Here is a 24,657-nt window from a genome sequence, read left to right as displayed (position 1 = left end):
GGATAAGAAAAGGATGAAATCATCGAGAAAAGGGTAACTCGCTTTCGAACGAAAACGACAGGACAAAGTAATTCGCTTTCAAAAGAAAGGGAATGTAAAAGCTAACCCAGTTTCGAACGAAAACGACAGGACAAAGTAATTCGCTTTCAAAAGAAAGGGAATGTAAAAGGTAACCCAGTTTCGAACGAAAACAACGCGATAAAGTAATTCGCTTTCAAAAGAAGGATGATGTAAAAGCTAACTCAGTTTCCAATTTACGACAAAAGCAAACCCTATTCAGTTTCCCTATCCCGCTCGCCGAGCCAATCCCCAAAGAAAGGTATGCAAAAAAGTAAGTCTCTCACCCGAAAGTGAATGTTTTTGCCTTATGTCTCATAAGAAAGTCGGTGTCCAATCATTTTTCCCAATTCCCCTTGACTTCCATGGGGGTACCAAAAACCTTTCAAAAGACCTCATATTTTTGCGATCATATATAGATTAATTAGGTGTTTCATGAAACGTACATTCCAACCGAGTAAAATTAAACGCGTGAGAACTCACGGATTCCGAGCCAGAATGGCTACCCCAGGCGGAAGAAATGTGATTTCCGCAAGAAGAAGAAAAGGACGCGCTAAATTGACTGTTTCCGACGAAAAAATCGGGAGAAAGTTCTAATTTAGGAGCTTCCTTCGGAGACCCTTCACGACCAAACCAGGATCCAGGAACTCTTTCGACAGAATCGTAAAATGGGCAGGCCACCGATGCGATGGCTTGTTCGAAAAAACGGCCTTCCGTTTGCCAGTTTTTTATTTTGCCCCGATAAAACTCACAAAACAGCCGTTGAACGTAACCGTTCCAAACGAATTCTCCGAGAACTGGTTCGGAAACATCTTTCTTTGTTACCTGTGGGATACGACTGTGCACTACTGGTTCAAAAAGAATTTGCGAAGTTATCTAAGGAAGACCGCGAGGTTTTATTCCTTTCGGTTCTAAAACAATTTCCATGAATCGGCTGTTTTTAGTTCTTATTTATCTCTACAAAAAACTGCTGTCCCCCCTATTGCCTCCGGCTTGCCGGTTTACCCCCAGTTGTTCCGAATACGCCAAACAAGCGTTTGAAACCTATCCATGGTATAAAGCATTTGTTCTTAGTGTCATTCGAATTTCTAAATGCCATCCTTTTCACGAAGGTGGGCATGACCCATTACCGAAATCTTTTAACAAGAGTTAACTTATGCAAAATGATTCCACTAACAGACAAAGTCGTTTATTCCTAGCACTATTCCTTAGTTTAGCTGTATGGATGGGGATAAACTATTTCTTCTTTCCACCACAAACACCGAAACCCAAAACGGCTGATGAAGTTTCCAAGAAGGAAACCTCTGAAAAAGAAAAAGCTAACGGGACAACTACGGATCAAAAAGCAGAATTAAAAAAACCAACAACAGAAACAACGAAACTGAGTCCGGTGAAACAAGAAGATGTAAAAACTTTTTCTTTAAAAACTGATTCCTTTTTGGTTCGTTTTTCTAGTTTAGGTGGAAGAATCACTGAATATTATATTAAAGACCATAAAGAACCAGATGGTTCAGAATTTGCTGTTGCAAAAGACCCTAAGTTCGAAATCGAATTTGATGGGAAAAAAGAAAAGGCAGTAGAACTGACAAGAGGACAAGGTTTTGACTTCAATATCATCGAAGATAAAGATACAATTCCTTATTCTGCATATAACTTAGTAAACTTTAGTTCAAATTACAACCCCGAAACAAAAACTATTATCTTCGAAGCACCTTCGTTAGACGGGAAATTTACTATCCAAAAGAAATTTCAATTTTTCCCTTCAGAAAATTATTTCAAATTTCATTTAACACTAAAAAACAAAACAAACGAAACGATCAATATTTCATCTTCAAAGTCAGATGTATATTTTAGATCTTTTAGTTCTCTTGGACCAGTACTTAAGAAAAAAGAAGATTTTAATGACCGCGACAATGCTCATTACTTCCGTTATTATTATTTGGATGGAAGTTTTAAAGACCACGTAGATGGAACAACCACACAAGGATTCTTTGATAACTTCTTTGGTTCGAATGATGGGAAAGACACTCGTTACGAGATCAAAAAAGGTTCGAATGACAGAGTGGACTTTGTGGGAACAGGAAGTCGTTACTTCATTGGAGTCATCGATCCATTAAATGATAAACCCGCTGGAGTACTTCTCGATAATCGCAAAGGAAATGAAACGGGAGTTCTTTTAGTTTATGACAACTGGAAACTTGGTTCCGGGGAAGAAGTAAACTTGGATTATGCGGCCTATGTCGGTGTCAGAGAACTTGACGGAACTGCTTTCCGCGACAGTTCATTAGATCCAAAACTCAATAAAGATTCTACCTTTGTTGGACTAAGTGATTCTTTAGACAAATCTTTCAATCAAGGGATTACCACTCCTCTAAGAAACGGTATTGTCTGGATTCTAAAAAAGATCTATTTGGTTATTCCTAATTATGGTTGGGCGATCGTAATATTTGCAATTCTCTTCAAGTTAGCATTTTATCCGCTGAACAAAAAACAAGCGGAGTCGATGAAGAAGATGCAGGAGTTATCTCCGCAAATCAAACTCATTAATGAAAAATATGCAGACGATCCAAAACTCAAACAAGAAAAAACCATTGAGTTATACAAAAAGAATGGAACCAATCCAATGGCGGGTTGCCTTCCAATGCTCATCCAAATCCCGATCTTTATTGCACTTTATACTGCGTTTTCTGATACTGTAGATCTTTGGAATTCTCCATTCCTATGGATCAAAGATTTAAGTGAACCAGATACGGTTTATACAACTCCAAAACTAGCCTTTATTGGTGCCCTTGCTATCAATATCTTACCACTCATCATGGTAGCAACTCAAGTGGTTCAGTCGCGAATGACAACTGTATCTACCGACCCGAATCAAAAGATGATGATGTATATGATGCCAGTCATCATGTTATATTTCTTCTGGTCAATGCCTGCCGGTGTTACTATGTATTGGACAATGCAAAATATTCTGTCCATCGCACAACAAGTGTATACGAACAAGTTTGGAAAATCGGAAGATAAAAAACCAAAGAATAATGGACCAGAACCAGCAAACAACGCTTCAGCGGTTGCAAGACCTGGATTTAGAAACCAGAACAAAAAGAAAAAATGAAATCATTGTTTAACAAGGAAGATCACAGATGAATAATTACATTTTCGAAGCCGAAGGAAAAACTAAAAGTGAGGCGGAAGAATATTCTCTAGAAACTCTTCGCCTCCAACCAGGCGATTTACGATTCGAAGTAGTTGATTCCGGAAAATCCGGATTTTTAGGAATCACACAAAAAAAACCAGCCGTTGTACGAGCATTCGTTGCCAACAACGACATCCCATCCGAAAAAATCATTCATGGAGTGATCATTACTATTTTGAAAAAAATGGGGATCCCTGCTGAGGTTGTTGGAATGGGTGATGTAGATGGAAAAATCTATGTTGAACTCACTAGTAAAGAATCAGGACTCATTATTGGAAAAAGAGGGGGCACTTTAGATTCTCTTCAATTCCTTCTGAACCTAATGGTAGATCCAAAAATTCGCCATAACCGAAAAATTGTTTTGGATATTGAATCTTATCGCGATAAACGCGAGTTATCTCTCATTCGATTGGCAAAATCGGTTGCAGCATCGGTCATCAAATCTGGAAGATCAAAACTATTAGATCCAATGAACCCATTTGAACGAAGAATTGTTCATATGGCAATCCAAGAAGATGAAAGAGTGTTCACTAGATCCGAAGGAAATGGAACTTTCAAAAGAGTTCGTGTTATCTCTGCAAAAGAAAAACATAAATACAAAGATTTGGAAGATCCATCTAAAAAAGGCCTTCCTGTAGAAGACTTTGCAGATGGAGTAGATCAAGAAGATCTTGATTGATACCATTGCGGCATTGTCCACAGCCTCAGGGCCCGGAGCGATTGGCATCCTTCGGGTATCGGGCTCTGCCGTATTACCCATTGTCCTTGCCGTTCTCCAAAAGAACGGATCTCCTCTCACAGAAGAATTTATTTCAAACCAAAAACGCACTGCCATCTTCTGTGATTTTATAGATTCAGAAAAACCATTAGACCAAATTGTATTTTTTTACTTTCCGGCACCTAACTCATATACAGGCGAAGATTTAGCAGAGTTCCATTTACATGGAAATCCAATTCTTCTCAAACGTGCCTTACAAATTCTTTTTGAAAAAGGAGCAAGGCCTGCTCAGAAAGGTGAGTTTACCAAACGAGCCTACTTAAATGGAAAAATCAATTTATCCGGTGCAGAAGCTATTGGTAGGCTCATCGAAGCTCGCTCTCGATATGAATTAGAATTAGCACAAAAAAATGTTTTTGGTGAAATCACAAAGTTAAGTTCCAAAATCAGAAGTGATCTCATTTCGTTGAAAGCAGAATGTGAAGCGGAAATAGATTTTTCCACAGAAGACTTAACCTTTGAAAGTTTGGAAGAACGAAAAAATCGGATGGTCTCACTTAAGAGCCTTTGTTCTAAATTGATTCGAGATTCAGAGAGAGCGGAAACTTTGATTTTACAATCAACAGTTGTTTTATTTGGAGAGCCAAACACGGGCAAGTCGAGCTTAATGAACTTACTTATAGGAAAAGACCGATCCATTATATCGGATATTCCTGGTACCACCAGAGACTATATTGCTGAAGAATTGAGTTTGGATGGAATTCCTATTCGACTTGTGGATACGGCTGGGATTAGAGAAACATCAGATAATATTGAACAGATGGGAATTGAAAGAAGTAAACGAGAAGCAGACAGTGCTAATGTAAAATTACTTCTTATCGATACCTCCCTCCCATTCGACAGAAGTTCTTTTTTAGAAAAACATAAAGAAAGACTACATAGTTCCATCGTTGTTGCCAATAAAATCGATGAAAAAAATAAAGATTGGAATCCTAACGATTTCGAAAACCTACAAAAAGAATTTCAGTTAGAATTTATAGAAATCTCTTGTAAGACAAAACAAGGAATCCCTGGTTTATTGGAACTATTAAAATCTAAACTCACTTCCCAAGATAGTTCAGAAGATATTATTTTGTTAGAAGATAGACAAAGATATCATATTCAAAAAATAGAATCTAGTTTATCAGAAGCTATTCGGCTGATGGAAAACGAAGCTCCTGCCGAAATTTATATACAAGAAATCAATTCCTGCCTCAAAGAAATTGGTGAAGTTAACGGCCATGTGGAGAATGAAGAAATTCTCGGCAGAATTTTTAGTAAATTTTGTGTGGGTAAATAATTCACAAAAACCTCAAAATTTACGATTGTTTAATCATCCAAATAGTATCTAATTGGTGCACATTCCATACGAGGTAAAAAATGAAAAAATTTCTTGTGATTCTCTCTATTTTCTCTTTCAGCACTTTTGGTGTTTTTGCTCAAACAGAAGCAGACGAAGAACCTACTATGCAAGCTGATGAAGCTTCTGAAACCGTTAAACCTAAAAAAGAAAAAATCAATAATAAAGACGGCGAGAAAAAAGAGAAAAAGAATAACAAACATGGCGAGAAGAAGGCTAAAAAAGCTAAGAAAGCCAAAAAAGAGAAAAAAGCAAAAAAAGACGCAGAGTAATCTAAGTCTCATCTCAAACCAAAAACCCCTGGAAACAGGGGTTTTTTTATATCTAAAAACCCCAAATGAAACCAATCACTAAAACAACCACCTTCCTCACACTCATCCTCTTTTTATTTTTTGCCAATTCCTGCTCTAGTTCTAGTGGAAAAGAATCCGAAATTGTTAATCCAATTTCCATTCAGTTCCAATTCAAATTAAAATCCATTCCCAAAGAATTAATTGGGGAAACAATATCTTACTCACTTCAATTTTATCATTGTCCTAACTTAACAGCTAAAGACTGTTATACGCCTGTATCAATCCAATCACATAAAAACACAAAACCGATCCAATCGTCCACTGACCAAATGAACTTTCAAGGTTTGATTCCAAACCAGTGGACAAATCTTTCTATCCGCTTAGAAGGAATCCAAAAAGTTTACGGAAAATATTCACCAGGTCATAATCCATTTTGGATTCAAAATACAGATTCGTTTTCTAAAAATCCCAAGATAACACATGAGTTTACTTTTGTAAGCCAAGAGAACTTGATCCCAAATCGAAAACAAGAAGAGTTAGCATCTAAATTTGCTCCCATCCTTGTCTTTCACAAAGATAAAAAATACTTACCGACGAATATCGAAAAGTATGCAAATTATTTTCAGTCAAAAGAATACACTCTTCCAAATAAAGACATCCGCCGTAAAACAACAGGCCAAACTACTTGGAATTATGTGGAATTTCCTGACCTTAGAGAAACAGATAAACAAACACATTTGTACTATCATGTGCGTAATGCCAATGCCACCGTATCGGGAACACAAAAGGAAGCTCTGCCTGGATTTAGAGACAACGGTAACTATTGGTATGGAGTTGGGAATGGAGATATCGTCATCTCCTATTGGATTTGGTATGATTGGAACGAAGGGCCAACCAAGTTTGGTAATATCCACCAAGGTGACTTAGAATCGTATGCTCTACTGGTTTCAAAAGATGGAAAACCAAAACGAATTTTACTCACAGGTCATGATCATATCCTTCTCGATACTGATTTTCGAAATATCAACTCCTTAAAAAATCATCCGATCCTTTATGTGGCCAAAGGAAATATGGGCTCCGATGGTGGGAATCCAACATCAGCATATGGTGGTTATACGGTTAAACTTCATGCAGGGAATGCACTCTTTAATTATATTTCGGATCCTTGGGATGTATTTCCTAGTTTTGATCCAGAAAACTCGATTCTCATCATTCCCAAAGAACTTTCGGAAAAAGATTTAACCAATGTTAAAATTGGTTCAGGAATCACGGATACAACAGCCGCATTGGATGATTGTGAATGTAAGGACCTTCCCGAACCAACTCGTTATGTGGATGCACGCAAAATGATCAAAAGTAGAATCGAAAGGCTTGTGGCGTGGGAAGAACCAGGATGGATAGGCCAACCAGCAGACAAAGATCCTGACGGCCACCATAAGGTAGATCCAAAATTATCCTCCTTCTTTCGGTTTCAAGGAAGACTTGGAAAACATCCCAGATCCGATTTGAGGATTAGAGAGTTACACCAATACGGTGAATCTCCAGAAAATGCTCCTTTCAAAACCAATATAGAACAACACTATACGTTTGAAAGTCCCAAAACCGATCGGGCCTATTCCGATCGCGAAGGAAATTATGGACCTAAATTTTTGGGAGATGATTCCACTCCGCAAAAGTAAAAAACTTGATCTAATCAAAAGAGATAAAATCAGATCAGATCGACTAACTTCGCTTTGGTTAGCTCTTCTGGTTTGAATGGTTTTTCTTTTCGAAGAAATTCGATCATTTCTTCTCGGCGTAAATACCCCGCGCCGAGGATTGCTTTTTGGATCACAAAGTCTTTCCAAGTTTTAAACGAGTGACCAAATTTTTCACGATCCAGTAACCTTGTGATTGATTCCTCATTTTCTCCCCAAACAAAAGGATTGGCACCGGCATGGAGAAGGTCAGTCATACATTCAACGGCATCGGCAGAAGCAGATAAAAACAAAGCTGTATTACCCAAATTATCTTTTGTTTCCAAGGAAACATTCCCTTCTTCCAAAAGATAAGAACATAACTCATGTAAGTTTCTTTCGACAACTAAATGAAGAGCCGTTTTTCCTTCATGATCCATCTGTTGGATACAATTTGGGAACTTTGATAGAAGATTGGTGGTTATCTCCATTCGGTCTTCTATAGTTGCTTCTAAAAATATAGATCGTCCCTCTTCATTTCGTAAAAAAACAATCTCTTCTGATAATGAATTTTCCAAAACCTCCCAAAGAGGTTCTGCTGATTCAAGAACTGCCAAATGAAAGATTGTGTTCCCGTTTTTATCTCTTGTGAGAAGGTGATTTGAATTTTTCCAAACGGAAACTGTCTCCACTAAAATTTGCAGAAAGGATTCTTTGTTTTGGTTGATCACATCAAAGATGACATTGCCTGGAGTGCGATAAGGAGAAGAAGGATCGGCCCCTCTTTGGATGGCATGACGAAAGAGTTCCGCACTCTCCATCTTTAACATCCAGGAGAGAGCATTCGTTCCATAAGAATCTAATTCATTCGGATCGGCACCCGCACTGATCTCGGCATCCCATTCTTCAATACTGCCTGATTTGGCTATGTCTATCAAACTCATTTAGGTAATGATAAACGTTTCCTCACAGGAGTCGATTTTTTAACAGAAGGATTTTTCGGAATCGAACCAAGGATTTTATCAAAACCTTTTTTGGTTTCAAAAGATAAAAATTGGATCGCTGTTTTATCCTTGGTAGGAACAAAACTCATGGCTCGTTCCGAAAGAGCTGTGATGGTCAAACTAGGGTTCACACCTAAGTTCACAGTAAGCATTGATGCGTCACAAACACGTAAGTTCTCGTATCCAAACACTTTGTTTTCCATATCGATCACACCACGTTCAGTTGAGTCAGCAACAATACAACCGCCCATGATATGACCTGTCAAAGGGGCACTGAGAAGAGTGTCATTGAAAGAACTACGAGGAATCCCACCCACTATCTCTGCGAGTTTCCTTGTAAACGCATTGGCAATCGGGATATAAGTTGGTGTTGGTTCCCCCTTCGAAAGCGCGGATGTGATGGTTCTTTGGAAAGGCCAAATGATTCGCCTTTTACGAACAAGTCGTACGCTATTATCAACAGTTTGCATCACAAGTAAGATGATAGAGTTTTTTGCAAACCCAACGGGGTTATGTGCTTTTAAAAAATAAATTGGATGGCGAAACATTGTCCAAAAAAATTTAAGAGGTCTAGGAAACTTCCCTCCCCCATCGGTCATCACACTCGCAAGGAGAGCAAAAAAATCCGATCCTTTGGAATACCGAACCGGTTCAATATGAGTATTTTCATCGGGATGGACAGAAGATGTGATCGCAATCCCACGAGAATAATCAACACCCTTACTTGCAGGAACTGTAACCGGTAATACGGTTTCACTATTGGTACGAACAGTATCACCTAACTTTTCAGACAAACGAATCATTTTATTTTCAAATTGCATTTTGAGTAGAAGTCCAACCGTTCCCATCACACCGGCAGAAAGAACTACTTGTTTGGATCGAAACTTTTTTTTCGGATAACCAAACCAACCTGTTGTGCTGTTTGATTCTAATTCATATCCGAACTCACCACTGGCTTCTGGATCAGGAATTCCTTTTTCATTTAGAGGAATGAGAGAAGTGACTTTGGTTTCTGGAAGGATAACAGCTCCCAACTTTTCTGCTAAATACAAATAGTTTTTGTCGAGAGTGTTTTTCGCGTTATGACGACAACCCACCATACAACCACCACAAAAATTACAAGGATCACGATCAGGACCGTCCCCTCCAAAAAAAGGATCCTTAGAATCTTTTTTGTTACCAAAATAAATTCCCACGGGAGTTCTTCGGAAAGTATCTTCTTTACCAAAGGTTTTGGCAGTTTCTAACAAAATTTGATCCGGTTCCCAAAGTTGTGGGTTCTCTGTTACACCAAGCATATGCTTTGCAACATCATAATATGGTAATAATGATTTTTCTCCACCCATTTTGGAATACAAAGGAGAGTTTAATACTTTAGATGAAGGAACATATAACGTACAAGCATAAACTAACGAACCACCACCCACACCTGCCCCACTCACAAGTAAAAAATCATTGAGTAAGTTGATTCTTTGAATTCCATAAAAACCTAACTTTGGCATCCATAAGTACTTACGAAGACTCCAATTGGTTTTAGGGAAGTCGGTTGATTTCCATCTTTTTCCTGATTCAATCACTAAAACCTTATAACCTTTTTGTGATAACCGATAAGCGGAAACAGATCCTCCAAAACCAGACCCTACGATAATAAAGTCATAATCATAATTTTGTTCTTTTGGAATGGATTGACTCATGGTTCGTTTTTCCTTGTTTGCAGTGCGTAAGCGAAACCGAGTCTGCAATGGAATTCAATTCCTGTCAATTCGGTCTTAATGATTCTAACAAAAACTTCTCGCCGAAAGTGATTTATCCTTTTGAATCGGTTCATGCCTGAAATAAAAAAACAAATCCCTTTATTAAAAACTGATGGAACCCTTACGGAAGAAGGTTGGGCTAGGTCTCCTTTTTGGACTTATAACCGTGAAAGTATTGCTGCCTCTGCATTAAAAATCAAGGAATGGGATTATTACTCTATTTTATCACCTACAAAAGAATTTGGAATCACACTAACGGCATCTGATTTGGGTTATGCGGGATTATTTGCTATTTGTTTTTTAGATTTCAAACGAGGAACATTCAAACAAATTGACACTCTTTCTGTTTTGCCTCTTGGCAAAACAGGATTTCCACGAGTCAGTAGTAGCGGACTCGTTCAGTTTGAAGATAAAAAACTGAAACTCCGATTTGAAGTCATAAACGGAAAACGAATTTTAGAATTTGAATCCAAATCTTTTGAAGCACCTGATGGGACCAAAGGTATCAAAGGAAAAATTGAACTTACCGAACCTAAAATGGAATCGATGAATATCGCAACATCTTGGAAAGAGAACAGAAAAGCATTTTACTATAATACTAAAATCAATTGTATGCCTGCTTCCGGAAAAGTGTTCGTTGGAAATACTACGTATCAATTTGATTCCAAAAAAGACTTCGGGGCTTTGGATTGGGGTCGAGGAGTTTGGACTTATAAAAACAGATGGTATTGGAGTTCACTCTCGGCTTGGGTAGATGGGAAACCATTTGGTCTCAATTTAGGCTATGGATTTACAGACCGAAGTCCTGCTTCTGAAAACATCATTCTTTATGATGGTAAAATTCATAAACTAGAGGAAGTGGATTTTATCATTGATACCAAAAACTACATGGCTCCCTGGAAATTTATTTCGAATAACAATCGTTTGGAATTAGATTTCACACCGATAGTCGATAGAAATTCTTATATGAATTTTTTAATCATTAAAACGGTGCAACACCAAGTATTTGGAACTTTTAACGGAACTGTGGTTTTAGATAATGGAAAAAAATTGAAACTGGAGAACACCCTCGGTTTTGCCGAAGATGTTCTGAATCATTACTAACTACTTTCTTTTCTTTAATTTGTAATAAGCAGAGAAACTTGCAGGGATAAAGATAAGAGAACCAAAGGTTCCAAATCCAAGTCCCCAAGCCAAAGAAAGTGTCATAGGAATGAGAAGTGGATCTGATCCACCAATTGCATAGGCCGTAGGAATCATACCGGCCATCGTAGTGAGGGTTGTCACCAAAATGGGTCTGAATCTTTCTGAGGAAGCATGGATGAGAGAATCATATAACCCTTCCCCTCTCGCTTGGAATTCTTGAATGGTGTCCACAAGTACGATTGAGGCGTTTACAATAACTCCCGCAAGTCCAATGATACCAATCATAGCAAGAAAACTAAGAGCCTTACCCGAAATCAAAAATCCAAATACCACACCCACAAAACCTAAAGGAATCGATAACAAAATAAGGACTGGTTTTTTGATACTATTGAAGATGATCGCAAGGATGGCAAATATCCCAAAAAAAGCCAAAACACCAGCGGTAAGAAGAGAAACCATAGACTTGGCAGTTTCTTCTTGTTCCCCCCGGAATTTGATTTTATAACCAGGATACTTTTTACCAATATTTCCGAACTCTTCCACAATCTTCCCATTTACAATGGTTGAACTTGTTTTTGCCTCATCTACATCCGCAAGTACGGTAATGGCCTTTTCATAATCATTATGATACAAGGCTTCTATTCCTTGGACTCTTGTTTTTGTAGTAACAGCAGTAATCGGTGTTAGTAGACCAAATTTATTGGAAATTTGAATGGAATCCAAATCTTCCAATCCATCGCGAAACTGATCATCATTCTGAATGACTATCTTTACTTCATCTTTACCCTTACGAAAGTTAGATGCTTCTAGTCCCTCCATAGCTGTTCGAACATAATAAGCTGTAATTTCTGTGTCAATTCCCGTAATGGCTGAGGCAGTATCCTTTACTCGAATTTGTATTTCTTCTCTACCCGGTTTGTAATCATCATTGATGTTGATGACACCTTCTTGTTTTTTTAAGAAACCTTGCATCTCATTTGAAATTTGTTTCAAAGTTTTATAATCGCGACCTTCAATGGCCACAGTCACAGCCGCTCCAATTGGTGGACCGTTCACAACTAAATCTACCATTACAGATACAGCACCCGGAAGTTTTTTTAAATCCGGTTCCAATTCACCAAATATCTCTTGGGCCGTTCGTTTTCGTTCTGTTTCTGGAACCAAAATGATCTGAGCCATTCCTAATTGTTCACCAATCCGAGTGAGTGGATCTGTTGGATCTGTCTGTTGAATTCCAATTTTTAATATGATACTTTGAACTTCCGATTTAGGAATTCTATCTAAAATTGGTTGGAAGTATTGCAGTTGTTTTGTGGTTTCCTGCGAAGAAAAATCTGGAGGAAACTCAGCCCGAACCATAACATAATCAATTCCTTCCTTCGGAAACAAATTGAAATTCATGAGTCCCACAAGGCCACAAGAAGATAAAAATACTATGAGAATGGATCCAAGGGCGATGAATGGACGGTTCACTACCTTCGTAATAAAATTGGTGAAACCAGATTTTAAAGATTCAAATCCATTTTCTAAAACTGAACGAAATTTTTCGCGATGTTTCGAACGTTTTTTAACTTCGTGTGATGTGAACTGTGCATAACGAACAGGAAGTAACAAAAACGACTCAAACAATGATAAAGTCAAAGCTACAATTACCATGAACGGTATTTGCCAAATGAATTTACCCATAATACCTGACATAAATGCCATCGGTAAAAAAGCTGCTACTGTGGTTAAATAAGATCCAATGATAGGAACAAATAACTCGCTAGCACCAAGTACGGCAGCTTCCTTAGAATCCATTTTTTTAGATCTGTATTTATAGATGTTCTCTGATATGATAATACTGTTATCAACTAACATACCAAGAGAAATGATAATCCCAAGCATGGACACCAAGTTAAAGGAAACATCAAAAATAGGGAATGCAATCGTTGTCGCAAACAATGTCAATGGCAAAGAAAGACTGGTAAGTAGTGAATCCTTAAGACTGAAAAAGAGAATTAACACTAAAACAACTAAAAACAAACCTTGTAATGAGTTAGTGATCACCACATCCAATCGTTTGATCGCCCGAGCCCCTTCGTTGTTCAGTTCCGTAAACTGAATGTTTGCTGGTATTTGTTTTTTTAACTCAGCAATTCGTTCTTGAACTGCTTCTACAGTTCGAATGATGTCCGCACTGTCTTTTTTGATGATTTGTAAAACATAAGCAGGTTCTCCATTGACAACGGCTACAACCCTTGGTCTTTCATAGGTATCTTTTACATTGGCAACTTGTGATAAAAGAATCGTATTACCTGTTTCATTCGAACGAATGGGGATATTTTTAATATCGTTGATTTCACTAATTTCACCAGTGACACGAATGTCTTGGGTAATCGGTCTTAAAAAAGATCCCGCAGGAACACTAATATTTCTTTTTGAAATGGCGTTGATGATATCTGAAAAACCAAGTGTATAACGTTTCTTTAAATCAGGATCGACACGAATGCGCCATTCTTCCTTTCTTTTCCCAAAAGCATCGACACGAGATACTCCAGAAACTTTCCGCATTTCATCTTCAATGAAACGTCCCATTTCTTGAAGTTCCATCTCATTCATTGCACCATGAATCGCTATCTCTAATACAGGAAAGTTGGAGCTCTTTTGTTCAGTAACAATGGGACGATCCTTAACCTGTGTCGGTAAATTAGTCACACGATCTACAGCACGTCGGATATCGTTCACAACACCATCAGGGTTATTGTGTTCTAAATCAATTTTGATACTGATATCAGATTCGGAATTACGAGAGATGGATCGAACTGAGTCCAATCCTTCTACTTCCCGTAATTTCTCTTCAATGGGAATGGTAACTTTTTTCTCCACATCCACTGGACTAGCTCCAGGATATACGGTGAGAACACGTACTTGGCGAAAGTTTACCCGAGGGAATGCCTCTCGTTTCATAGAAAGAACAGAGATCATTCCAGCAAGGAAGAGAAAGATAAAAACCAAGTTGGCGACTAATGGTTTGTAGACGAAGAAATGTATAATTTTTTTCATAAATATAATTCGATTAGAATCAACCTAAAAATATTGAATGTTCGGTCAAGGTGAAATAGAAAGTTATTGACTTTGTTTTTCTGACTCGCGTTCTTTTAATACTGTCTCAATCACTTCCACAAAAACAGAAGGATCTTGTGCTCCACTGACAGCATACTTACCACCCACAATGAAATACGGAACACCGCTAATCCCATTTTGATGGTAATAAAGAATTTCTTGTCGGATATGTTCTTTGAGTTCTGGATCAGCAAATACGGAATCAAATTTTGTACGGTCTTTATAAACAGGCTCTGCTACTTTCCAAACAACTTCTTTATCAGTAAGATCTTTTCCTTCAGTAAAGTTAGCAGCAAAGAATAAATCGACTAACTTAGCTTGTTCTTCTAGAGTAGAAAGACCTGCAACCAGAGCGTGTAGTACAAGTGTATTGGTAGCTTTAGGAATTGCATCGAATTGAAAAGAAATCCCAATTCCTTTTCCAATTTCTGTCAGACGTTGCCATGCACCATCCAACCTGTCTAAACTTCCGAATTTTTGCGTTAGGTGTTCTTTGTAATCAATTCCAGATTCTGGAATTTCTGGGGACAATTGGAAAGGTCTCCATCGAACTTGTGGATCGATTTTGTCTCCGACTGTTTGGAGAGCCAACTCGAGTTTCTTTTTCCCTACATAACACCAAGGGCAAGCTACATCAGATACGATATCAATGGAAAAAGGTTCAGAGTTGGTTGACATTTTAGATTAGACTCCCATCCAATTGAGATCTAGAACCATAAAAGGGAAAATAATGAAGCTCACAAGAAAAAGATTTTTATGGAATAGTTTTGCCACTGGCGCCATGGTTTCCCTTTCTACATTACAAACCAAATTGTACGCCTATACCGCCAAGGATTCCCAGAACCACAGAAAAGACCCCTTGGAATACGCTGAGTCACTTGGATTTACCAAACCCTTGGACCAGATCCTCATAACAGCCCTGCTTGCTCCCAATTCCCACAATTCCCAACCTTGGAAAATCAGACGGGTTTCCGATTCAGAATTTTTACTTTTTGGTGACGCAGACAAACAACTTCCAGAAATCGATTCTCGCAATCGCCAGTTCTTTCATACCCAAGGTACTTTTTTGGAATTAGCTCATCTAACGGCCGATAAACTAATGTTTGATACCAAAATCACTTATTTCCCCAAAGGAAAACCAGGTCCAAAAACCTTTCACTTAAACCCAGTGGCAAAATTTGCAATTTTTCCTAAATCAAAATGTGTTCATGACTTTTTATTTTCCGGAATTCCAAACCGTCGTATGAATCGTTCCGTTTATTCGGGAGAGATCATTACTAACGAAGAAATTGATGACTTAAAAATGTTAATGGGTCCAAGCCGACACCAATTACTCTTTATCAATGATCCTAAACAATTAGAATCTATCCTTCCGATACTGGATGCAGCTTTTGCCATGGAAACCAATCGTACAGAATCAAATGAACTGAATCGAAAGTGGTTTCGTGTTTCCCAAGAAGACATCTATAACAAACGAGATGGACTCACTCTTGAAGGCAATGGACTTTCGGGAATCAAACTTTGGTTTGCCAAAACATTCTTTGTCGATTTATCAAAAGAAACTTGGCATTCCGAATCTTCTAAAGCTGCCGGAATCCAAATGTTCCAAAACCAAGTGTATTCTTCTAAGGCTCTCGTTTTTGTGATTACAAAAAAATCTGATGACGAAGGCACTTGGATTGAAACAGGACGAGATTTTATGCGCGTCAGTTTAGCCTGCGCAGTAAGAAATATTGCCTTCCACACAATGAACCAATCGGTAGAAGATTATCCAGAAAGTAGAGTCTTCACCGAACAATTAAAAACTCTACTCGGTTTAAAACAAAATGAACAAATCCAATTGATTGCGCGGATGGGAAGGAGTTCTTACGATTATGATTCTCCGAGACGAGAAATCAAAAGTTTTATGATTTAAGTATACTTCACTATCGTTGTATTTTTCTAACAAATTAGAATTTAGGAAGTTTTCCGATTACGTACCAAATCACTACTAAAAATTGGAAAACAGCTGTCACAAGTAAGATACTATAAGGTTTGGCATTCACTGCTTTTAGGGAGCCAATTCTCGCACCAAAGATCCCTCCGAAACTTCCAATGAGTGCAAGTTCCAAATGCAATTTACCTTGGAAAAAAAACATAATACTCGTTCCAAAGGATGTGAGAAAAATCCCTAGAAAGGAAGTGGCAACTGCTTCCACAGGGCTCATTCGAAAGTAATACACAAAAAGAGGAACAGCAAGGAATCCACCACCGATCCCAAAAAGAGAAGAAAACAAACCAAAAAAGATTCCTGTAATTAGAACAATCAAAACCGATTTGCGGGAATAAGAAAAGGTTTCTGTATGATTCTTTTGAGTTGATACTGACAGATTTGCGTTTGAACCAGGTTTGGAATTCGAATCAGATCTTTCGGATGCAACTATCGGAGTTGGATGCGAATTTTCAGACAACATTTCCAAAGATTGGTAGTATTTTTTCCTTCTCTTTAAAGCCGTAATCAAATTATAAATGGCAAGGATTCCCAAAAAAAATGTAAATACTATCAGGTAAATGAATTCTGATAATGGAATCCCATAGTACAACTGTTTGCCGAATTCTGTATCTTCAAATCTTCCGAACTTATAAGCGGTATACTGTGCGGAAGGAATCGATGTACATAACAATAAAAACCCTTGTTTCCATCTGATTTTATTGTTTTTGTGATACACAAAAAGGCCAGAAAGAGAAGAGACCGGCATCTGTGCCAAAGAAACGGCAACTGCTTGAACTGCCGTAAGGTGAAAGAAACTATGAAAGAAGGGAGTGTAGATAAACCCTCCCCCGAGTCCCAAAAAGGATGCTAAATAACCAACAAAGAACCCAACTCCAAATACAACAACCAGTCCAGGCCAAAATCCCCAGACAAAGTCATGATAAATTTGAAAGTTGAAATCCAATGGCTTTAGAAATGTTCCTTAGCATCCTCAAAAAACTTAAGTGTGGTTCTTTCGAACACTTCTCTTTCTGTTGCAGTTTCAAAATTGTACCAAGAAATCGGAACAAACAAAAGCCACTGCGCATAATTTCGAAAGATATGGTATTCGTAATTTCCGACTTTCTTCCCATCTTTATAGAGAAGGTATTGTACATCATAACCATCTTGTGTAGACCAAGCAGGGAGTAATGTAGCCGTAAGAGTAGAAATTCCTAAAAACACCGTTGCTTCCGGAGACGGCGATCGGTAATTTACTTTTACATTCACCAAATACCCAGTTTTCGGAACATCTACTCCTTCCACTGTGTTTTTAAAACGAGTTTTGTTTTGAAAGTAATTCTTGAGAGCTTCCCTGCCTCCTAAATTCACTTGGGGAAATGTAGGGAGAACATAAACAAAGTTAGCATCATTTGTTTTTTCTTCCGAAGGGAGGGGAAGAATTTTCGGATGATCCTTATAACTGATCAAACAATTTGTAAAACTAAAAGTAGCAACAATCAAAAGTCCTATCAATGAAATTTTAGTTTTGGCTATGGTCATGTAAACCTTCCTCGTCATGTCTTCTTTCTAATTCTTCGTACAATTCTTCTTGGTCTTCTGAAAAAAATAATTCGAATCCAATACGTAAACAAACAGGATCATCTTCAATCGAAACATTACTAGGTAAAATTAAATTCATTACGTAGAATGTATTAGATTCTGATTCTTCTAAAAAAACTTCAGTGGCATCCCATTCATCAAATTCTTCCACATCCGGTTTACGAAATTCTTTTAAAATTTCATCAAATGCTTCGGTGATGTAGTTAAATTCGCCAGATTCACTATCAATGATGAATTGAATGTGATGGCAACCAGGCCCTTCTTCTTCTAAAGGACTGAGTACGAGACTACCGCAGGCAGGGCAATGGATAACGGGATCGATGGCTCCGCTTGGCCAGTTGATATTGATGGTTTCGATCATAGGTTACAAACCTCAAGTCCCCATCATAACGAATCTCATTCTTAGGGAAACCGGAATTTCCCTTTCTTTTTCAAAAAACATTTCAAAACTTTATTAGAAAATTTGAGATAAAATTTGCCTTAAATCTGGGGTTCCATTTCTATCAAAAAAACAAATGGGGATCACAACCGAATACCAATCCGCTTTTACTTCCAGTTTTCAGGAATTTTTCGGAAATGCTAAGGATGTAGGTTGGGAACTTTACCACTTGAGTTCAGAACCAGAAAATGATTTTCCTTCTTGGCTCACCTTTACCATCAGAAATCCGTTAGGTGGAAGGGCTTTAGTTTTTCGTTATCATAGATTAGAAAATAAATTTTACGCCCACCTCAAAGTCCAAGTGATTCCAGGGGAAGAAAACTGGAGTCTTGACCAATTGTTTCATAAAAAAGGATACACCGACCTTGATGCCGATGATATCCTTTCTTCTGGCGGAGAATGGTTATTTCATTCCTTGGCACGCCACTATTTTGGAATCATTATCTCCTTTTGCCCAAGAATCTTAGAACCCGATTATTTTTTAGAATGAGATTTTTTATTTCGATCATCGGCAAGGACTTGGTTCCATAAAAATCCCCAAATAAAAAAAGTAGAGTTGATATAAGTATACAACATCAACACTACCATTTTAGAAATTAAATCATAAGCTAAGGAATAATTCACTCCAACGTTTTTCATTTTGAGATAACCTTGAAATCCAAAACTCATCCCAAGAACGAGTAACGACGCAAAAATCGCACCAGGTAAATTTTCTTTTAAGGTAGTTTTTGCTTTAGTAATATAAGCATAATAGAATGTAAATAGTCCTACACAATAAGGCAAAGAGATCAGTGATACCGATAAGTATGGATTGTATCTAAAAAACCCAAACCGAAATTTTTGAAACAAAAACCGTTCTGTAGCAACCAGTCCATAAGTCAGATAAAAATACAAAACCAGTAATAAGAGAGAAATCACAAGTAATCGAAAGTTGATCCACTGCGAAGCGATAAAACCAACCTTAGTTTCATCCCGAGAAATAAACCGAAGTGCTTTGGATATGGTTCCAAAGATGGTCAAACTCGAAAAAAACGAAATGGCAATACTAAGAGCGATCACATTATAACTTTTAACTTTTGTTAGATTCTCAACACTTTTGTCTATGGGTTGAAAAATAGGTGCAGGTAAAAATTTTCCGATTTGGTCCGTCATCAAATTGATGGTTTTTGGATCTTGTAAAAGCCCGAGCAAAGTCACAAAAACAACCAGGAGTGGAAACAAGGTCAAAAGGAAGGTAAACGAAAGTTCCGAAGCCAGGCCATGGACATCGTACAAGTACACTTCACTGAAAAATCGTCGGAGGCGTTTCATGCGGTCAGTTTGGAACTTGTCTGTATTTTTGTCTTATTTTTCTTGCAGTCTCATTTACCGAGGAAACCCTGGAAGAATCTCAGTGACGTACCTAAAAGGGGAAAACTTCCATGTCAGAAGAAAAAGAAAATAAGAACAAAAAAATCGCAAAGATGACTGTAGACGAAATTGACGCAGCCATCAAAAAGTCTGTTGAAACCATGAATGGTGAATCAAGCCTTTATGTAAGACACCTTCGTGAAAGAAAGGCGGAACTTCTAGCCAAGAAATAAGGTTAGTCCTTCCTAAATCCCCCGCCTCATTGGCGGGTTTTCACACCCTTGATCCAATTCATCCAAATCCACCAACATTTCGGCCCCAAAGTTCTCTTTGAGGGATTCAGCTGGCATATCAAACCAGGATGTCGTGTTGCTATTGTTGGCCCGAACGGTTCCGGAAAAACCACCCTCTTCCAAATGGCGGCCGGAAAGATGAAACCCGAATCAGGGGAAGTCATTCGTTCCAAAAACACCGTCCTTTCCCTTTTCCAACAGATCCCCGAATTTTCGCCAGACACTTCTGTTATAGACACAGTTCTCGATGAAAACAAACTTTATGCCGAGTATGATGGAAAACGAAAACTCATCGAATCTAAATTCGAAACGATCGACCACGAAGATCCAACTTTTGAAGATTTACTCCACGAACAAAGTGATTTAGAAGAATTTGCCCACTTACACGACTTACACGGCCTAGAAGCTCGTGCGAAAAAAATTCTTTCTGGCCTTGGATTTTCTACCGCTGACTTCATTCGGAAAACCAAAGAATTTTCTCCGGGTTACCACCACCGCATTGGTCTTGCCATAGCACTCCTCAACCCACATAATTTATTACTTTTAGATGAACCAACAAACCATTTGGATGATAAAACCAAATCTTGGTTAGCTGACTTTTTAGTATCTCAAAACCAAGCCTTTGTTCTTGTAACTCACGATCCAGAATTTTTAAACCAAACCGTAGATACCATTATTGAAATCAATCCTCATGGAACTTTTGAGTTCCAAGGAAGTTTGGAAGAATTTTTTGAAGCTAAAAATGAAATCCAAGAACAACTAAAAGCCCAATTTCAAAAAGAAGAAACTTATCTAAAAAGCCGAATGGAATGGGTGGAACGATTTCGCGCCCAAGCGACAAAAGCAAGACAGGTCCAATCTGTCATCAAACGATTGGAAAAAAGAGACAAACTAGACAATCCAGAAGAATCTTTCTGGAACCAAAAACCAGACTACCAATTCCAATTTGTTCCTTCGAGTAATATCATCCTTCGTTTAGAAAATGCCTCCTTTTCTTATCCCGATAAAAATACAGGTGTGAAAAAAACCATCTTTCAAAATGCAGAAATTGAAATTTCTGCTGGCGACAAAGTGGCGTTAGTTGGCCCGAATGGAGCAGGAAAATCAACACTTATGCGTTGTCTTTTGGAAAGGCATAAGTTGGACTTGGGATCTCTCTATTATGGCCCCAAAACCAAACTGGGATATTTTTCCCAAACGCATGGGGAAGACCTGGACGAAAGCCTAAACTTAGTCGAAACCGTAGTCAAAAAATACCCAGAGCTTAGCGAAGAAAAAGCAAGAACCCTACTGGGACATTTTGCCTTTCCTGGTGACGGGGTTTTTAAGTCCGTAAAACATCTATCAGGTGGAGAACAAAGTAGACTCAGACTTGCCCTTCTTGTGAACCACCCCACCAATTGCCTATTTTTAGATGAACCGACAAACCATTTGGACATTGTGATTCGAGAAGCGGTCAAACGGGCCCTGATTGATTTTCCAGGGAGTCTTCTCATCATCAGTCACGATCCCGATTTTATGAAGGGACTTTGTAACCGCACCTTCCAACTCTCTGGTGGAGTGTTACAAAACCTAAATTGCAGTTTTGACGATTACCTCAAGTTCCACAAAGAAGACGAAACAGAATCTCCTACTCAAAATTCCGCCGGCAAATCTAAATTTGAAGAAAAAAAAGCCAATCCGCAAGCCAGCAAAAACAAACGAAAAAAATTAGAGAAAGAAATTGCCGATTTGGAAGTCCAAATAGAAAGACTGGAAAAAAATAAAAAGGACAAAGAGGAACTTTTACAGGACCCAGAGTTCTTTAAAAACAGAAGTTTTCAGTTGGAAATGGACACTTATAACGATATTAAAAGAGAGATTGCACTCCTTACGAAACGTTGGGAGGATGTAACTCTAGAACTAGAGGAAATGGGCGGAGTCACATAATGGTACCGGAAATTGATGTAGTAAGTTTTAAAAAACGATTGGATGCACGTGCAGAAGGAAAGGATGATTTTTTTGTATTGGATGTAAGAAATCCTAACGAACAACAAATTGCCCTAGTTCCTGGCACAGACAAACTCATTCCCGTTAGTGAACTTGCTGCTCGTATCGAAGAAATCAAAAACCAAATCGATAAAGAAATTTTAGTGTACTGTCGTTCGGGCGGAAGGTCTGGAATGGCCTGTGGAATTTTAGCCCAAGCTGGGTTTAAATCTTACAAAAACGTAGCTGGTGGAACTCTTGCTTATTCTGACTTAGTCGATCCTTCCATGCAAAAGTATTAATTATGAAACCTACAGCCAATTTAAGAATTTTAGAACAACATAATCTGATCCCTCCTTCCGTAATTATGGAAGAAAATCCTTTGACCGATCAAGCATGTGAAGTGGTTGTTCGCACCAGAAGTGAAATTTCTGATATCATCCATGGCAAAGACAACAAGCGAATGTTAGTCGTTGTTGGACCATGTTCAGTTCACGACATTGGTGCCGTGATGGAATATGCATCCAAACTCAAACCAAAAATCGAAGAATTCAAAAACGAACTTCTGATTGTGATGAGAGTATACTTTGAAAAACCAAGAACTACTGTAGGTTGGAAAGGTCTCATCAATGATCCAGATTTGGACGGATCTTTTCATATCAACAAAGGCCTCCAACTGGCTCGTAAACTTTTGTTAGATTTGAACAATATGGGAATCCCTTGTGGAACCGAATTTTTAGATGTGATTTCCCCACAGTACATTGCAGATCTAGTTGCCTGGGGTGCTATTGGGGCAAGAACTACAGAAAGCCAAGTGCACCGTGAATTGGCATCAGGACTTTCTGCACCTATTGGTTTTAAAAATGGAACCGATGGAAATGTTCAAATTGCAGTGGATGCCATTCGTTCCGCAAGTTCTAGCCATCATTTCCTTTCTGTTACCAACCAAGGAAGTAGTGCCATCTTTCGAACAGCTGGAAACAAAGACACTCACGTGATTTTACGTGGAGGAAACAAAGGACCTAACTTTGATGAGGCGTCTGTAAAAGAGGTTGGATCACAAATTGAAAAAGCTGGTCTTCCTCCGAAAGTAATGGTGGATTGTTCTCACGGAAATAGCCAAAAAGATTTTCGAAAACAACCAGCTGTGATCGATGCTGTGGCAGAACAATTTGCCAATGGTAGTAACTACATCTTAGGTGTGATGATTGAAAGCCACTTAAAAGAAGGAAACCAGTCCATTGATGCAAAACCTCTGACTTATGGGCAGTCCATCACAGATGCTTGTGTTTCTTGGGAAACGACTGTTCCTATGCTCGAAAGATTGGCGGAATCAGCAAAAAAGAGAAAATAAACTAACGATTCCTATTTAGGTTCGTTTGAGAGAAAAGGTATCATACAAACTCTTTTCAAACGAACCAAACTAGAGAATTCTAAGTATCAGAAAATGCGTGGGCTTCCGATGGATACTCACGTTTCGATACTTCGCGATGATAAGCATTCACTGCATCCTTCACTGGCCCACTCAAATTCCCAAACTTCTTTAGAAACTTAGGATGGAAGTCTTCATTGAGGCCCAATAGGTCTTGCATCACAAGTACCTGGCCGGATGTATATTTACCGGCACCAATCCCAATCGTTGGAATCCGAATGGATTCTGTGATTTCTTTTCCTAAGGATTCAGGAACCATTTCAAGTAATAATGCAAAGGCGCCTGCATCAGTTAGTTCTCTGGCTTTTCGAACCATTTTGGAGCGAGCGGCTTCCGTTTTTCCTTGGACACGATGTCCCCCCAGAGTGTGAACCGATTGAGGTGTAAGTCCCAAATGGGCAAATACAGGGATCCCTGATTCCGTCATCCGTCGTGTGAGTTCGATGATAAATTCAGAATCCCCTTCTAGTTTGACACAAGAAGCGTTGGTTTCTTTGAGGACTCGGCCCGCAGAACGAATCCCTTCTTCAATGGATGTTTGGTAAGATAAAAATGGTAAATCGGCGACAATCGTTTTGTCAGGAGCCCCTTTACAAACCGCTTTTGTATGATAAATGATTTCATCCAAAGTTACGGGAAGTGTGGAATGGTTTCCTTGGATGACCATCCCGAGAGAATCACCTACAAGTAAACAATCGATTTCCGTTCGATTAAAGAGAGTGGCAAAGGTATAATCGTAACAAGTGATTACAGAGATGGGTTCTCCGGCATCGTATTTTTTTTTATACTGTAGAATAATGTTTTTCATGGTTTAGTTCCAAAAAGAGTGCATACACTCCAATTTCCCCCATATCGGTTAACAATTGTTTAATGAAAGGTCTAGAATAAAGTGAATGGTGTGGTAAATGCAAAAAGTCCGTTTTCATCACTACGGCTTCGTACGTAAGAATATCGATATCAATTTCGCGAGGACCCTTCCAAGACCTACGTTTGCGACCGAGTTTGTCTTCGATTTCTTGTAAGGAATCTAATAAACAAGGAAGTGTGAGTGCAGAGGATACCATAACTTTTAAGATTTGATTTAAGAAATATGGTTGGTTTGTATTTTCGAGTGGGGCTGTTTCTAATCTTTCCGATTGTTTTAAAATTTGTACCTCAGGTAAGGTAGAAATTTCCCAAATTGCCTGGTCCATAAAATGATGTCTGTCACCGATGTTAGAACCCAGAGACAAAAAGGCAATATTGGAATACTTCAT

24 protein-coding genes and 1 pseudogene are annotated in these 24,657 nt (G+C 38.4%); 15 read left to right on the top strand and 10 right to left on the bottom strand.

The genetic code is table 11. From position 1 onward, the window contains the following. Positions 1–492: 492 nt before the first annotated feature. The 8 genes and pseudogenes from rpmH (at position 493) to EHQ49_RS03270 (ending at position 7,339) form a co-directional block, all read left to right on the top strand. Positions 493–654 (top strand): 50S ribosomal protein L34, encoded by a 162-nt coding sequence (gene rpmH / locus EHQ49_RS03305; RefSeq protein ID WP_135576311.1) that lies wholly within the window; start codon positions 493–495, stop codon positions 652–654. A gap of 26 nt (positions 655–680) precedes the next feature. Beyond that, positions 681–986: pseudogene (rnpA, locus tag EHQ49_RS03300) on the top strand (ribonuclease P protein component); the annotation flags it as partial. Further along, the gene (gene yidD / locus EHQ49_RS03295; protein ID WP_135576307.1) at positions 983–1,210 is read left to right on the top strand and encodes a membrane protein insertion efficiency factor YidD; all 228 of its coding nucleotides are present in this window, start codon (positions 983–985) and stop codon (positions 1,208–1,210) included. The pseudogene rnpA and the gene yidD, both read left to right, overlap by 4 nt. Positions 1,211–1,213: 3 nt before the next feature. Beyond that, the gene (gene yidC, locus EHQ49_RS03290) at positions 1,214–3,169 is read left to right on the top strand and encodes a membrane protein insertase YidC (RefSeq protein ID WP_208732153.1); all 1,956 of its coding nucleotides are present in this window, start codon (positions 1,214–1,216) and stop codon (positions 3,167–3,169) included. A 28-nt stretch (positions 3,170–3,197) separates the two neighbouring features. Then, entirely contained in the window at positions 3,198–3,929 is a 732-nt protein-coding gene (gene jag / locus EHQ49_RS03285) for an RNA-binding cell elongation regulator Jag/EloR (protein WP_004784914.1), read from the top strand. Continuing rightward, positions 3,922–5,307: a tRNA uridine-5-carboxymethylaminomethyl(34) synthesis GTPase MnmE gene (mnmE, locus tag EHQ49_RS03280; protein ID WP_135576305.1), complete on the top strand. Its 1,386-nt coding sequence runs from the start codon at positions 3,922–3,924 to the stop codon at positions 5,305–5,307. The genes jag and mnmE overlap by 8 nt, the downstream gene beginning before the upstream one ends. Positions 5,308–5,387: 80 nt before the next feature. Next, complete coding sequence (locus EHQ49_RS03275) at positions 5,388–5,639, top strand: hypothetical protein (protein WP_135576303.1); 252 nt, start codon at positions 5,388–5,390, stop codon at positions 5,637–5,639. Positions 5,640–5,704: 65 nt separating this feature from the next. After that, positions 5,705–7,339, top strand: a complete 1,635-nt coding sequence (locus tag EHQ49_RS03270; protein WP_135576301.1) for a hypothetical protein — start codon at positions 5,705–5,707, stop codon at positions 7,337–7,339. A gap of 29 nt (positions 7,340–7,368) precedes the next feature. Here the strand turns inward: EHQ49_RS03270 and EHQ49_RS03265 are convergent, their stop codons facing one another. Together EHQ49_RS03265 and EHQ49_RS03260 are read right to left on the bottom strand one after the other, a co-directional pair. Then, positions 7,369–8,280, bottom strand: a complete 912-nt coding sequence (locus EHQ49_RS03265; RefSeq protein ID WP_135576299.1) for an ankyrin repeat domain-containing protein — start codon at positions 8,278–8,280, stop codon at positions 7,369–7,371. Further along, a complete protein-coding gene (locus EHQ49_RS03260; RefSeq protein ID WP_135576297.1) occupies positions 8,277–10,034 on the bottom strand; it encodes a GMC oxidoreductase in 1,758 nt (585 codons plus the stop codon). Before EHQ49_RS03260 ends, EHQ49_RS03265 begins: the two co-directional genes overlap by 4 nt. Positions 10,035–10,166: 132 nt before the next feature. On the opposite strand from EHQ49_RS03260, the gene EHQ49_RS03255 reads away from it, so the two are divergent. Beyond that, positions 10,167–11,198, top strand: a complete 1,032-nt coding sequence (locus tag EHQ49_RS03255) for a DUF2804 domain-containing protein (RefSeq protein WP_135576295.1) — start codon at positions 10,167–10,169, stop codon at positions 11,196–11,198. Here EHQ49_RS03255 and EHQ49_RS03250 read toward each other — a convergent pair whose 3' ends face one another. Further along, positions 11,199–14,285 (bottom strand): efflux RND transporter permease subunit, encoded by a 3,087-nt coding sequence (locus EHQ49_RS03250; RefSeq protein ID WP_135576293.1) that lies wholly within the window; start codon positions 14,283–14,285, stop codon positions 11,199–11,201. Between the two features lie 63 nt (positions 14,286–14,348). Further along, positions 14,349–15,023, bottom strand: a complete 675-nt coding sequence (locus tag EHQ49_RS03245) for a DsbA family oxidoreductase (protein ID WP_135576291.1) — start codon at positions 15,021–15,023, stop codon at positions 14,349–14,351. 52 nt (positions 15,024–15,075) lie between these two features. Here EHQ49_RS03245 and EHQ49_RS03240 point away from each other — a divergent pair, with 52 nt between their 5' ends. Beyond that, positions 15,076–16,260, top strand: a complete 1,185-nt coding sequence (locus EHQ49_RS03240) for an Acg family FMN-binding oxidoreductase (protein WP_135576289.1) — start codon at positions 15,076–15,078, stop codon at positions 16,258–16,260. A 34-nt stretch (positions 16,261–16,294) separates the two neighbouring features. On the opposite strand, the gene EHQ49_RS03235 is transcribed toward EHQ49_RS03240, so the two are convergent. From EHQ49_RS03235 to EHQ49_RS03225, 3 genes are read right to left on the bottom strand one after another with little or no spacing between them, the layout of a single operon-like run. Continuing rightward, positions 16,295–17,281, bottom strand: a complete 987-nt coding sequence (locus EHQ49_RS03235; protein WP_135576288.1) for a sulfite exporter TauE/SafE family protein — start codon at positions 17,279–17,281, stop codon at positions 16,295–16,297. Between the two features lie 5 nt (positions 17,282–17,286). Then, positions 17,287–17,859, bottom strand: a complete 573-nt coding sequence (locus tag EHQ49_RS03230) for an LIC12231 family lipoprotein (RefSeq protein ID WP_135576286.1) — start codon at positions 17,857–17,859, stop codon at positions 17,287–17,289. Next, entirely contained in the window at positions 17,840–18,280 is a 441-nt protein-coding gene (locus EHQ49_RS03225; RefSeq protein ID WP_135576284.1) for a hypothetical protein, read from the bottom strand. Before EHQ49_RS03225 ends, EHQ49_RS03230 begins: the two co-directional genes overlap by 20 nt. A 154-nt stretch (positions 18,281–18,434) precedes the next feature. On the opposite strand from EHQ49_RS03225, the gene EHQ49_RS03220 reads away from it, so the two are divergent. Further along, positions 18,435–18,848, top strand: coding sequence for a hypothetical protein (locus EHQ49_RS03220; RefSeq protein WP_135576282.1), 414 nt, complete (start codon positions 18,435–18,437; stop codon positions 18,846–18,848). On the opposite strand, the gene EHQ49_RS03215 is transcribed toward EHQ49_RS03220, so the two are convergent. Then, positions 18,833–19,669, bottom strand: a complete 837-nt coding sequence (locus EHQ49_RS03215; RefSeq protein ID WP_135576280.1) for a YihY/virulence factor BrkB family protein — start codon at positions 19,667–19,669, stop codon at positions 18,833–18,835. The two genes, EHQ49_RS03220 and EHQ49_RS03215, sit on opposite strands and share 16 nt — an antisense overlap. Positions 19,670–19,779: 110 nt before the next feature. On the opposite strand from EHQ49_RS03215, the gene EHQ49_RS18725 reads away from it, so the two are divergent. The 4 genes from EHQ49_RS18725 to EHQ49_RS03200 are packed head-to-tail and all read left to right on the top strand — an operon-like array spanning position 19,780 to position 23,323. Beyond that, entirely contained in the window at positions 19,780–19,941 is a 162-nt protein-coding gene (locus tag EHQ49_RS18725; protein WP_002977273.1) for a hypothetical protein, read from the top strand. Between the two features lie 48 nt (positions 19,942–19,989). Beyond that, entirely contained in the window at positions 19,990–21,930 is a 1,941-nt protein-coding gene (locus tag EHQ49_RS03210) for an ABC-F family ATP-binding cassette domain-containing protein (protein WP_135576278.1), read from the top strand. Then, on the top strand, positions 21,930–22,271 hold the full coding sequence (locus EHQ49_RS03205; RefSeq protein WP_020776119.1) for a rhodanese-like domain-containing protein: 342 nt from the start codon (positions 21,930–21,932) through the stop codon (positions 22,269–22,271). Before EHQ49_RS03210 ends, EHQ49_RS03205 begins: the two co-directional genes overlap by 1 nt. A gap of 2 nt (positions 22,272–22,273) precedes the next feature. Then, a complete protein-coding gene (locus EHQ49_RS03200; RefSeq protein WP_135576275.1) occupies positions 22,274–23,323 on the top strand; it encodes a 3-deoxy-7-phosphoheptulonate synthase in 1,050 nt (349 codons plus the stop codon). A 79-nt stretch (positions 23,324–23,402) separates the two neighbouring features. Here the strand turns inward: EHQ49_RS03200 and panB are convergent, their stop codons facing one another. Both panB and folK read right to left on the bottom strand, forming a co-directional pair. Further along, positions 23,403–24,209 (bottom strand): 3-methyl-2-oxobutanoate hydroxymethyltransferase, encoded by an 807-nt coding sequence (gene panB, locus EHQ49_RS03195; RefSeq protein WP_135576273.1) that lies wholly within the window; start codon positions 24,207–24,209, stop codon positions 23,403–23,405. Then, positions 24,184–24,657 carry a 2-amino-4-hydroxy-6-hydroxymethyldihydropteridine diphosphokinase gene (gene folK, locus EHQ49_RS03190; protein WP_135576272.1) on the bottom strand — a complete coding sequence of 158 codons (474 nt, stop codon included), beginning with the start codon at positions 24,655–24,657 and terminating at the stop codon, positions 24,184–24,186. Before folK ends, panB begins: the two co-directional genes overlap by 26 nt.

This window comes from Leptospira perdikensis, from assembly GCF_004769575.1.
Classification (GTDB): Bacteria; Spirochaetota; Leptospiria; order Leptospirales; family Leptospiraceae; genus Leptospira_A; species Leptospira_A perdikensis.
This window is presented reverse-complemented; position numbering and strand designations above follow the sequence as displayed.